At 42.9% G+C, this 12,267-nt stretch carries 12 protein-coding genes; 5 read left to right on the top strand and 7 right to left on the bottom strand.

Annotated features, from left to right (window positions below; genetic code table 11):
* Positions 1–249: 249 nt before the first annotated feature.
* From JMX70_RS04950 to JMX70_RS04940, 3 genes are all read left to right on the top strand, one after another.
* Positions 250–927, top strand: a complete 678-nt coding sequence (locus tag JMX70_RS04950; RefSeq protein WP_201590095.1) for a PepSY domain-containing protein — start codon at positions 250–252, stop codon at positions 925–927.
* Positions 928–1,072: 145 nt separating this feature from the next.
* Positions 1,073–1,411, top strand: a complete 339-nt coding sequence (locus JMX70_RS04945; RefSeq protein ID WP_191692287.1) for a hypothetical protein — start codon at positions 1,073–1,075, stop codon at positions 1,409–1,411.
* A 313-nt stretch (positions 1,412–1,724) separates the two neighbouring features.
* Positions 1,725–2,096, top strand: a complete 372-nt coding sequence (locus JMX70_RS04940; RefSeq protein ID WP_201590093.1) for a hypothetical protein — start codon at positions 1,725–1,727, stop codon at positions 2,094–2,096.
* A gap of 9 nt (positions 2,097–2,105) precedes the next feature.
* Here the strand turns inward: JMX70_RS04940 and cutA are convergent, their stop codons facing one another.
* Positions 2,106–2,417 carry a divalent cation tolerance protein CutA gene (cutA, locus tag JMX70_RS04935; protein ID WP_201590091.1) on the bottom strand — a complete coding sequence of 104 codons (312 nt, stop codon included), beginning with the start codon at positions 2,415–2,417 and terminating at the stop codon, positions 2,106–2,108.
* Positions 2,418–2,469: 52 nt separating this feature from the next.
* Positions 2,470–3,126: a DNA-3-methyladenine glycosylase gene (locus JMX70_RS04930; RefSeq protein WP_201590089.1), complete on the bottom strand. Its 657-nt coding sequence runs from the start codon at positions 3,124–3,126 to the stop codon at positions 2,470–2,472.
* 221 nt (positions 3,127–3,347) lie between these two features.
* Between JMX70_RS04930 and JMX70_RS04925 the strand changes: the two genes are divergently transcribed.
* On the top strand, positions 3,348–3,953 hold the full coding sequence (locus JMX70_RS04925; protein WP_201590088.1) for a hypothetical protein: 606 nt from the start codon (positions 3,348–3,350) through the stop codon (positions 3,951–3,953).
* Between the two features lie 97 nt (positions 3,954–4,050).
* On the opposite strand, the gene purC is transcribed toward JMX70_RS04925, so the two are convergent.
* The 4 genes from purC to JMX70_RS04905 all read right to left on the bottom strand — a co-directional run bounded on the left by purC (position 4,051) and on the right by JMX70_RS04905 (position 8,245).
* Positions 4,051–4,764, bottom strand: coding sequence for a phosphoribosylaminoimidazolesuccinocarboxamide synthase (gene purC / locus JMX70_RS04920; RefSeq protein ID WP_144296786.1), 714 nt, complete (start codon positions 4,762–4,764; stop codon positions 4,051–4,053).
* Between the two features lie 129 nt (positions 4,765–4,893).
* Positions 4,894–5,214 (bottom strand): hypothetical protein, encoded by a 321-nt coding sequence (locus JMX70_RS04915; RefSeq protein WP_225211718.1) that lies wholly within the window; start codon positions 5,212–5,214, stop codon positions 4,894–4,896.
* Positions 5,215–5,359: 145 nt separating this feature from the next.
* Complete coding sequence (gene dapA, locus JMX70_RS04910; RefSeq protein WP_068405840.1) at positions 5,360–6,265, bottom strand: 4-hydroxy-tetrahydrodipicolinate synthase; 906 nt, start codon at positions 6,263–6,265, stop codon at positions 5,360–5,362.
* A gap of 516 nt (positions 6,266–6,781) precedes the next feature.
* Positions 6,782–8,245: a Do family serine endopeptidase gene (locus JMX70_RS04905; RefSeq protein ID WP_201590086.1), complete on the bottom strand. Its 1,464-nt coding sequence runs from the start codon at positions 8,243–8,245 to the stop codon at positions 6,782–6,784.
* Positions 8,246–9,070: 825 nt separating this feature from the next.
* Here JMX70_RS04905 and JMX70_RS04900 point away from each other — a divergent pair.
* Positions 9,071–11,362 carry a cation:proton antiporter gene (locus JMX70_RS04900; protein ID WP_201590083.1) on the top strand — a complete coding sequence of 764 codons (2,292 nt, stop codon included), beginning with the start codon at positions 9,071–9,073 and terminating at the stop codon, positions 11,360–11,362.
* A gap of 101 nt (positions 11,363–11,463) precedes the next feature.
* Here JMX70_RS04900 and tmk read toward each other — a convergent pair whose 3' ends face one another.
* Positions 11,464–12,096 (bottom strand): dTMP kinase, encoded by a 633-nt coding sequence (gene tmk, locus JMX70_RS04895; RefSeq protein WP_227671182.1) that lies wholly within the window; start codon positions 12,094–12,096, stop codon positions 11,464–11,466.
* Positions 12,097–12,267: the final 171 nt, after the last annotated feature.

The following is a 12,267-nucleotide window of genomic DNA, read 5'->3' as shown; positions in this document are numbered from 1 at the left end:
AAACGCCCTAGTCACCTAAAGTGTCGAATGTTTACGCAACTATTTGCAAAATTTACAACTTATTAACATCAAAGACATGGAAAGATGATTTTTAAGTCTTACTATGTGTATGTAAGAAAATATTTCAATATTGAGAAACAAATATTGGCTTTGCAGGCTTATAAGCTACCAATCACCTATTGTTAAAAGTATCCCTGTTAAATAATCGTTCCTTATTCACATCATCAGTACTCCAAAGGAGATTTTATTGTGAAAACTCTATCCGCTTTCTCATTTAGGACCGCAATATCTGCTGGTTTAGCGCTGACTTTGTTAGGAACGGTGGCTGGTTGTGCCGTTGTTGATCCAGGTTATGGAAATTACCCAATATATGGTGGTAACAGCGATTACGGCAATGCTGACTATAAACGCGTTAGCCAGACTCTAAGCAATAATCTACGCCGTCAAGGCTATCAAGTCATGGACATCCGCTCTGATAACTATCGTGGCAACCATGCTATTACTGCCATCGCTAGAAAGAACAATCAAACCTACGAGCTTAAATATAGCTATCCAGACTTAAGACTCATCAGCTCAAACAAAAGAGGTTCTTCTAATGTTTGGCAAGATGATAGAAACGATAAAGACCGTTACGACAAAGATGATTATAAAAAAGACAAGTATAAAAATCATGGCAAATATAAAAACAATAAGCGCTATAAAGACGATGATATCGAAAACAGTATCAAACGAGATTCTCGTTACCCAGCGATTAAGCAGCGGGCTGTCAATAAAGTAAAGTCAATGGGCTATAGCGTTAAAGATGTAGAACTCGATGAAAAGAACGGCCGCGGTGTGTTCGAGATTGAAGCCAAACGCGGCTCACAAGAATATGAGATTTTTCTTGACTATCCAAACTTGAATGTGATTAAGATTAAAAAAGACTAATCTTTAAACAGTCCATTTTTATACGTTAGCTTTTCTTATGCAACGTTATTGTGGTAGTGCAACATTAAGATCAGTAATTAAATACCAGTAATCGCCACATTACTGATAAGTAATAGGAATTAATAAGATAATAGGAATATTTATTATGAAGATATTAAGCTTCTCAACTTTAAAAACCGCTTTTTCTGCTGGTATTGTGCTTGCTTTATTGGGCACTACCTTTGGTTGTACCGTCACGCCAAGACATGATGGTCAAAGAGTTTATTACCCAAACGGTCCGTATCAGGGTAACGGCAAGTATAACAATAATGGTCGTTATAATAATGGCGGCCATAAAGTCAATCATGCTCACCACGATAGCAAAAAAGGCAAACATAAGAATAAAAACGGTCATCACAAAAATAAAAACGGTAAGCATAAAAAAGATAATAGCCGCTACAACAATAATGGTCGCTATAATAATAACCATTATCGCTACAAGTAACTTAACCTCTCAACAATTTATAGAAATAGCGCATAGCGCCTAATGGCTAGGCGTTTGGGTTTTTGGGTCTGTGCTCTCGTTATTTGACGACGTTTGACAAAATTTAGCTATTTTAGATGAGTACGATTCAATTAAGAACACGCCTTGTACGTACAGATAAGATTTTGGCATCGTTGATGACTTGATGCCCTTGGTCAAATAAGCCAGCCCTTGGTTTAGTTGACCATTTTTTTATTGTGTCGTTTTTAGCATAGAACCTTGCTTATATAGACGAGCTACCAATACCTTTAATAGCATAGCATGAGAGAATATTATGAAAAAATATACGTTATTAAAAACCACGGCGGCGAGCAGTATGATTGCCGCGTTACTGTCCTTAACGACTGGCTGCGTCACCGCGCCCGGCTACAATGCTTATGGTGACCTTTATGAAGACATTTACAAAGATACTAAAATCTATAAGAAACACAAGAAAACCATCAAGTCTATTGATAAAGAGCTTTATCAGCCTGCTATCGAGCAGCGCGTGGCCAATCAGGTCAGCAATATGGGTTATCGGGTCAAAGACGTCAAATACAAAAAAGGCGACAGTAAAATAAAAGTAAAAGCCCGACGCGGCAGTGAAGACTATAAAATCGAGCTTGGCTATCCGAGCTATAACGTGATTAAAATCAAAAAAGATTGACAACAGGTGTTAAAAGTCTAACACCTCAATCACATCATAAGCAGGCGTCTCATAAGGATGCTCCTGCTTTAATGCCTCGATAACTGCTTTAATACGAGCAGTAGCAACGACCATCTCTACTCGCCACTCATCAACGGTTTCAAGTTTATCTTGCGCCCCAATATTTGGCTGACTGCCTGCCAGTGGCATAAACTGTCCGCTCCCCTGCACTTGCCAGCAGCATTGTTCATAATTGCCAATCTTGCCAGCACCCGCTACAAACAAGGCAGACTTTACTGGTTCTAACGCCGAATCTGGAATAAAAACGGTTAATTTATACATAGATTACTTCCTTTGAGCCTATTTAGAAAAATTACTATCAGCTATAAACTTACTATTTTTTAGACAATGAAGGATGGTCAGTCCAGATATAGCGCAATAACCAATCTTTTGCCTCGCCTGCATAATCAATCCCAATCCGTGGACGCAGTGATATTGGCGGCTGACAGCCATCGTCTTCAATCCAAACCCCTGATGCCGGCGTAATAATTTTGCCATATAATTCACGGTCGATTCGCAAATGTTTGGTCAACTTGCCGGGACCGGCCAATTGTTTCATTTCTTTTAGAGGACTTAATGGCTTATCTGCACTCAGTAATTGCTCGTCAAACAAGCGCTCACTATCCTCTGTGAAAAAGCCTGCCCGTATCAACACCGCTTCTGGTGACTCTGCCGGCCCACTGACCAAATTGAGCATATGATGGATACCATAAGTCAGATAAACGTAAAACACGCCGCCTTGGCTATACATAATCTCAGTACGCACAGTACGAGTACCGGCGTGCGCATGACAGGCGGCATCACCCTCTCCAATGTAGGCTTCAGTTTCTGAGATACGCATACGCAGGATTTTTTGCTTGCCTTCACTATCGGTTAGCTGTCGACATAAAACTTTGCCAATTAAATCTGCCGCTACCACGCAGGTCGGGCGTACAAACCAGCTAGGTTCTAAAACGGAGGGTTGTATATAAGGCAATTTGTATAATGACATCAAAGATAACCTTTTTTATAGCGGCGTTTATATTGACGATATAAATTTAGCATAAAAAACCACTCAAAGCGGCTAAACGTTAGACCTTATTACCTATTGCAACTGTTGCTATACAGACAGTTAACTCATTCTAATAGTAAGCTTAAAACTCGCCAATCAATTTTACAGTTAAAAAACTAAAAACATCCAACACTAAAAAATACAATCAAAAGGATATAACAATGACTAACTCTAATACTAACAATGATAAGCAGCACCATAACGATAGCAATAAAAATGCTAGCGAAAAAGATACGAATAAAAACGCAGCGATGAAAGATAACAGCGACAATAGTGCTTCTCAAAACGACGTAAATCAGGATTCAAAGGACAACGCCTCAAAAGATAACGCCTCAAAAGATAGTCAGTCTAAGACAGACGATAACAGTAAGAACGACAAGCAAAATAGTCAGTCACAGAGTAAAGACAGCAAAGACGATAAGTCATCTAATCAAGACAATACTAATGACAAAAAAGATGATAAAACGTCGGACAAGAACGATAGTAAAGATAGCGATAATGATAAATCGTCTGATAAAAACAATAGCGGTGCCAAAAAAGACGATCAATCAGACGCTAAAAACGACAGTAAAAATGGTGACGATTCTGACAAGAAGGATAAAGATAGTAAAGATGATGACTCTAAATCTAGCGAAGACAAAGAATCTTCTTTAAAGGACACTGCTACCACTAAAGCTAAAGAAGTCGTTGGCACATTAGCAGACAAAGCTGCCGATGCGATGGAAATGGCTGCTAAAAAAATTAAAGAAGCGCGTAAAGACAAATAACATAGCAATCTTTAACATAACGGTTTTTAAAATGCTTATCCCCATAAAAAAACTGAGCGCATGGCTCAGTTTTTTATTTTTTAAATATTTTATATTTCTAGTTTAACGGCACACCGATACGTTTTGCTACTTCTTCATAGCCTTCAATCACATCACCCAATGATTGACGGAAACGGTCTTTATCGAGCTTTTTCTTGGTCGCTTTATCCCAGATACGGCAGCCATCAGGCGAGAACTCATCACCTAGAACGATACGATCATGGAATACGCCAAATTCAAGTTTAAAATCTACCAGTATTAAATCGCCAGCATCAAACAGCTCTTTTAGCACTTCGTTTACTTGGTGACTGAGCTCTTTCATTTTCGCCAATTGAGCCTCGTTCGCCCAACCAAGCGAGATAGAGATGGACTCATTGACCATCGGATCGCCAAGCGCATCGTCTTTATAAAACAGCTCATAAGTAGGCGGCGTTAATGCTTGACCTTCCTCTAAACCTAGGCGACGTACCAAACTGCCCGCAGCAAAATTACGCACCACGCATTCAACCGGAATCATGTCTAAACGCTTGACCAGCACTTCATCGTCTGACAACTGCTTTTCAAAATGGGTTTCGATACCAGCGTCAGCCAGTTTTTGCATGATAAAGGCGTTAAAGCGGTTATTCACCACGCCTTTACGAGCAAGCTGTTCGATACGCTTACCATCGAGTGCGGAGGTATCGTCGCGGAAGTGTAAAATCAGCAGATCATGGTCTTCTGTTTCATAAACAGACTTGGCTTTGCCTTTATAGAGCAGTTGTTGCTTTTGCATGAGGGAGTTCCTGTTCGTTCAAGCTTATGTGGTAAAAACGCGCAGTGACCGCCAAGCGCTTTGTATTAAGGTATAAAATGCTTAACCATAATAAAAGACCAGCGGTATAGATAAGGATGAAAAAGGGGTTTATTCTGCTGCTTGGGTCACGGCAACCGTACGCTGAGGTCTTGGCAGCTGATATTGTTTACCTGACTCATTTTCTAGTTTCAAGGTATTAGCACCGGCATTAGGCGTTGGGTATAACGGCACAAATGGCGCTGTTTCTTGCGCCGCTGGCAATTCTAATGGTGCCAGTTTTTTGCTTTGCTGATACTCAAGGCTACCATTATCGCGCTTACCAAACAGACCTTTGGTCGCTTGGCAGCCGCTCAACACTAACGTACTACCCAAAACCACGGTCATTAGCATCGGGAATATTTTTGCAGGGTTTGATGATACTGTCATCATATTATCTCTCTGAGTTAGCAGTTATTGCTTATTTGGTGCGTATGTAGGCAAAGCGTTTATAGTTTTACTATGTCTAACTTTTTTACTTAATAGTCGAAACCTATAGAGCCACTATAAGCGGTATGTTTATTAAATTTATAAAAACCTAAAGTAAATTTGCACGGATTAGAGCTTCATCAATGGTCGCATGGTGCTTTTCAGCCAACCATACCAACGGCAAACGAATACCGGTATCTATCATGCCCATTTTATGCAGCGCATATTTAACAGGAATAGGGCTTGATTCGATAAATAAGTCACGGTGTAAGTGCTTGACCACGTCATGAACTTTATGAGCGGCATCAAAATCTCCACGCAGGCCAGCGCTAAAAGTCTCACTCATAGCTTTTGGTGCCACGTTAGCCGTCACCGAAATATTGCCTTTACCGCCAAACTGCATCAGCTCAAGAGCAGTACTATCATCACCAGATAGCACCACCATTCTGTCGCCAACGGATCTGATCAGTTGCTCACCGCGTACGGCCGAACCTGTGGCGTCTTTAATAGCAACGATATTGTCAATATCAGCGAGGCGTTCAACGGTCTCTTGGGCGATATCTACAACGGTACGTCCCGGTACGTTATAAAGCATTTGCGGGATTTTTACCGCTTCAGCGATGGCCTTATAATGCTGAAACAAGCCCTCTTGTGGCGGTTTATTATAATAAGGGGCGACCAATAACGCACAATCAGCACCTGCTTCGGCGGCATCTTGGGTTAGCTTAATGGCTTCCATCGTATTGTTGGCGCCAGTGCCTGCAATCACAGGTACGCGACCTTTGACATGCTGAACAAAGTAGCGAATCACATCGCTGTGCTCTTGCATGGACAAAGTCGCTGACTCGCCAGTGGTACCGACAGCGACCAAGCAATGCGTACCTTGCTCAATCTGCCAATCTATGAGGTCTGCCAGACGTTTATAATCGACCGTGCCGTCAGGATGCATGGGCGTTACCAAGGCTACCATTGAGCCTTGTAGTCGGGTTTTAATATCGTCGTATGCTGTGCTCATAACCGTGCCTGTATATCCTAGCTTTTATTAAAGCTATCACATGATAAGTCGTTTGCAAGTGTGCCTATCCGCTCTACAGAGCTGAACGTTTGGTTTGGTAAAATAACGTCAGGGCAAGACCTTGCGTGATGTTCATACTGTGTATTCATTTTACTAACGTGATTAACGCTATTTAGCTGCTGCCACTTGATTGACTGCAAGCCATAAAAACGCCTGCTAGTGTAGCATATTTTGCCTTCATCGCTATCAAACAATTCATGCTTAACACTTCTATAAAGCGAAAAATTAGCAATCTATTATAATGCTAAGCGCGACTCTATTTAGCCTAAAAAATAAGCCTGAAAACTAAATAGTTAGTGTAGTGCAATTGCTTAGTGTAGCGTAACTAGTTAGCAGCGATGAAACCTTTTTAGGTATTTTAACGAATCGTCAACATAGCAATGGTCGGACGATATGTATTACTGTCAATAAAGACAGCCGATTCATAACGCTGCTAATCACGCACGCTATCCTTTGCTATTCAATGCGCAAACCAATGATACCTGGGATGCCCTGACGCACTATCTCAATCGTCACCACGCCTTTTTCGGGCAATGATGCCACGGCGCTAGAAAAATCATTGACCGTTTTAATCGGTTTTTGGTGCAAATTGGTGATAACGTCGCCTGCCAGTATACCCGAGCGCGCCGCGAGTCCCGTCGGCTCAATAGCGGTGACCAGCACGCCGGTCTTATTATCAGCAGCCAGCTCTATTTGCTCCTCTGGCGTTAAATTGCGCAGCGCCAGTCCCAAGCTGATGCCGTTGGCTTGCTGTGCGCCGGTTTGCGATTGCATAGCATTGGAAGCATTACTAAGCTTGCCGGTTATGATAGCTTGTTTACCGTCACGCTGAATCTGAACGCGAAAGATATCGTCAGGCCGCGCTCGATTAATCAGGTTTAATAAATCGGAGGCTTCCATAATTAAGACATCATTGTATTTTAAAATAATATCGCCTGGCTTTAGCCCCGCTTTTTGCGCCGGTGAGTCTGGTGAAACGCGCGTCAATAATGCCCCTTGCGGACGCGCTAAATTATAAGCTTCGGCTAAATTCCGGTCGATATCTTGCGGAAAAATACCCAGATAGGCGCGCGCAACTTCACCGTTATCTTTTAACTGCTCATAAATATCCATCGCCGCATCAATCGGGATAGAGAATGACAGACCCATATAGCCGCCCGTGCCACTAAAAATACGCGAGTTAATACCAATTACTTCACCGCGCTGATTAAATAATGGGCCGCCAGAGTTACCCGGGTTTAATGCCACATCAGTTTGGATAAAGGGTACGCTGGTTTCACGGGAAAAATTGCGCGATTTGGCACTTACAATACCTGCCGATGCTGAATAATCGAAACCAAAGGGCGAGCCAATTGCTAATACCGGCTCCCCTACTTTTAGCGCATTAGAATCACCGATTGGCAAGGCAGGGAATTGGCGCCCCGTGACCTTGAGCACCGCCACGTCTGAGCGCTCATCACTGCCAACCAATTTGGCATCAAGCTCGCTTCTGTCATTGAGCGTCACAGTAATTTTGTCCGCGCCTGCCACCACATGATGATTGGTCAGCATATAACCATCACGGGTGACAAAAAATGCAGTGCCATATGCATGTTCAATCGCAGGCGTCGCTGCTTGGTCAGGAATATGTAAGCGATCACCAAAGAACTTCCGCAATAGCTCCGCCGTTTGGGCTTTAGCAAGCTCTGCCTCGCTGACAGTTTTGGTGACGTTTACTCGCGCGACCGCTGGCGTGACTTGCTGTACCAAGCCCGAAAAATCTGCGGTGGTAACGGCCGCTTGTGCAGTTGGCACGGTCGCGATGTTGATACCTGCCGCCATAGTAGTGGCTACCGCTATGGCCAACGCGCTCTGCTGTAACCAACGGCTCAAATTGGCTGTATTCGCTGTATTCGACGTTTTAGACATATTGTTAGGCATGTTACCCTCCATATAATGGGTCTTTATAATTGTTATAAACGGTTTGAATAGGACCGTTATGAATAATAATTTAGGCGTTTTATTTATATATTATGCTGATAATAGCTCAGTTTACTCATTCGCTAACCTCTAAAGCTAACATTTAAAAATTGATTTTTATATTGGTCTTTGCATTGCTGGCTGAGAGATTTTACCGCTTGCTTTTGTTATCTGCGTTCAGCATAAACTTTGGGAAATGCAAACTTACAAAGAAGAATGCTTGTTAGTTTACCGTCCATTTTCGACTTATGGTATAAAACTTTATCTTTTCTATCATAAAGATAGCCTTATTGCTAACATACCAGCACTACTCCCCTTTAATAAGCGTTCTTAGCTGAGAATCAAGTGGCGCAAAGATTGCTCTAGAATACGTCAAATAAAACCATGTTATGATAACAAGCCAAATAATCTATATGGCAAACAAAAGTTAATTTTCTTAGGTCGTTATTTTAGCAAATTGGCGATCATCAGCTTATTTTTTCATCTTTTGCTTTTTAGATTCTGCTTAGGGATCTAAAAAGCTTTTTTCTTTACGGCGATATCGTACTGATAGCCAACCTCACTTGTGCTTTGATTACTTGTGCTTTGATTACTTGTGCTTTGATTACTTGTGCTTTGATTATAGTGTGGTTGATGCTTTTATTAACAAGCGCTAGATTTAGCGCTCAGCGGTGACAGATATTGCAACACTATATTTAGACGACTTTTGCTGCAGCTTACGCTAGCAGCGCTGGTAGTGCGCCTGAATAGATATAAAATATGACAAGATTATAAAAGGATTAATTTATGGATACCGCCCTATTGTTATCCGGCGTGGTTGGGCTTGGTATTGCCGCCCAATGGTTGGCTTGGTATTTAAAGCAACCGTCCATTTTGTTTTTATTACTGATTGGTATTATTGTTGGCCCGATATTGGGTGCTTTTGACCCAGACTTGGTGCTCGGCGAGCTGATGTTCCCGTTTATCTCATTGGGCGTGGCGATTATTTTATTTGAAGGCTCGCTGACTTTAGAGTTCGATGAGATTAAGCAGCACGGCTCTGTGGTACAGATGCTGGTGTCAGTCGGTGTCCTTATTACCATTGTCATTGTGGCGCTATCGACTTACCTGTTGTTTGATGTCGACCCTTTGATTGCTTTGCTATTTGGTGCGCTGGTTTGTGTGACTGGCCCTACGGTCATTATGCCGTTACTGCGCAGCGTGCGTCCGAATAAAACCATTTCTAACATTTTGAAATGGGAAGGTATCATCATTGACCCTATCGGCGCGATTGCAGTGGTTTTGGTCTATGAATATATCATTTCAGGCGGCGAAGCCAGTAGTATCTTACTGTTTGCCAAAATTGTAGTATTGGCAGTGGCGATGGGCTTAGCGGGCGCGTGGTTATTGGCGTTTTTAATGCGCCGCCATATGATTCCTGAGTTTTTACGTAATGTCTTTACCTTAGCTTTTGTACTGCTCCTGTTTTCTATCTCCAACCATTTAGAGCACGAGTCCGGCTTATTAACGGTCACCGTCCTTGGCGTGGCGCTGGCTAACTGGCCAAAATTCCCGCGGGAGACGATTTTAGAGTTTAATGAATCGCTGACCATTTTATTGGTATCGGTATTATTTATCATTCTTGCGGCTCGCGTTGAGCTTGCAAGCTTATTAAGCGTTGGCTTTGCAGGTTTGGTGCTACTCGCGATTGTGATGTTTGTCGCGCGTCCGTTATCGGTATGGGCATCGTCTATCGGCTCCAATCTAAAAACCAATGAAAAGCTAATGATTAGCTGGATTGGGCCGCGCGGTATCGTTGCCGCCGCTATCTCGTCGCTTTTTGCCATTCGCTTGCAAGAGTATGATATTCAAGGCGTTGAGCTGCTTGTACCTTTGGTTTTCCTCGTTATTATCGGCACAGTAATGATTCAAGGTTTGGGCGCCAAAATGGTTGGTAATTTCTTGGGCGTACGCGAGCCTGAAACCAATGGTATCTTGGTCGTTGGCTCCAACCCTATCGCCTTATTGGTCGCAACATCTTTAAAAGACCAAGGATTTGATGTCATCGTCGCCCACAACAACTACACCAATATTGCCCGCGCGCGTATGAGTGGTCTGCGTACTTACTTTGGCAACCCCATCTCTGACCATGCCGACCATCATTTAGACCTTATCGGTATTGGGCGGCTGTTTGCCATGAGTACTGACAGGGAAATGAATACCTTGTCTGAAATTCATTACCGTCATGAGTTTGGCGAGCGTAAAATCTATCGCCTTAAATTCAGTGATGAAAAAGTCAAAAGCGAGCGCGATGATAAGCAAGGCAACTTCCATTCGCAGTGGTTGTTTGGTAAAGATGTGACTTATGCCAAGCTTGCCAGTATGCTGTCGAAAAAAGCGCGTATCAAAATCACCAACATCACCGACAGCTATAGCTTTGAGCAATATAAGGCCGATAATAAGCAATTCGTGCCGCTTTATACCGTCGATAAAGAAGGTAAGCTACACGTGATTACCGATAATTTCGATGGGGTGGTGCCGCGTGATCGTAAGCTGATTTCATTGGTCGTCGATGATGAAGTGCAGCCAAAAGCGGTCGATGTAACGGCAAAACAAGAGCAGGCACGCGCGGCGGCAGATGCCAGCTTTGAATCCAGCTCGAAAGCGCCTGAAAAGCGTAAAGAAATAGAGCTTACCGATGACAGTAATGACACAACTACGTCAGAGACTGCAGCAACCACTGCTAAAGAAGCCAATGTAGCAGAAGCCTCCGAGTCAGAAAAGGCACAAGACAAACAGGCCAATAGCGTTATTGATACGCCTAATAAAACTCAGGTATCAAGCACGACTGTTAAGAAAGATAACGTGCAAACAACAGAGCCTGATGCTACTGCTGCTAATTCTACTAACGTTACCAATGCTCATAAAACTAAAGGTATCATGTCGGATAATTCGACAGCAACTTCGAAAACCAAAACCTCTAGCAATACCAATGGTAATGGCAGCCCACCAAAAACCAAAAAAGGCGCGCTTGACCCCAATCGTTTACCCGACTCCAGTGGTGACAACCTTGATAGCCTTGATATAAATAAAGACTAGCGCAGTTTTGAAAAACCTTCCCATAAACTATAAAAGCCCCAACTGCTGAGTTGGGGCTTTTTTTGGATAATATAAAGTAGAAATGACAACGTTAAAAAACCTTAGCTTAGCGCAAATTTTTCCTGCACCGCTTGCCAAATACGCTCGCTAACTTCTTCAGCGCTACCTTGAGCATCAATACGCTGGATACGCTCAGGCTGCTCGCTGGCAAGGACGCTAAAACCTTGATGAACTCGAGTAAAAAACTCCGTCGCTTGCTGCTCAAAACGGTCAGCAGCGCTACGTTTATTGGCGCGCGCCATGCCTTCTAATACTGGCAAATCTAGCCACAAGGTCAGCCCTGGTAACTGTTCAACAAATTGCTCAATCAGCATAGCAATTTTAGCGCGTACCGTACTATCGCCATGCGCGCGTCCAAAACCTTGATAGGCAACGGTCGAATCAGTAAAGCGGTCACATATTACCCACGTTCCGCGTTGCAGTGCAGGTAAAATCACTTGCTGTAGATGGTCGCAGCGCGCCGCAAACATGAGTAGCAGCTCGGTATCATCGTTAATTGTGGTATCAGGGTCTAGCAAAATAGCACGTAATTGCTCAGCAAACGGACTACCGCCCGGCTCGCGGGTACGCAGATAGTCGATGCCCTTTACTTGCAAATGGTTGCAAAGTTGCTCGATAGCGGTGGTCTTGCCAACGCCTTCAGTACCTTCAAAGCTAATAAAGCGCCCTTGAATGGACGCTGTATTAGTAGACGCTGTATTAATAGAATGGTTAGACGCGTTTATTTGCGATGATTTTTCTTCTGGCAATGCTGACATGATATGACCTTATGTCATTGATGAGCGTTATGCAGTTATATAAATAGCTATATAACGACATAACGCTCAGTACACGATAGGTTTTTG

Origin of the sequence: Psychrobacter pulmonis (assembly GCF_904846465.1) — a bacterium.
In the GTDB taxonomy this organism is placed as follows: domain Bacteria; phylum Pseudomonadota; class Gammaproteobacteria; order Pseudomonadales; family Moraxellaceae; genus Psychrobacter; species Psychrobacter faecalis.
Note: the sequence above shows the minus strand (reverse complement) of the source record. Positions and strands in the feature narration are given on the sequence as shown.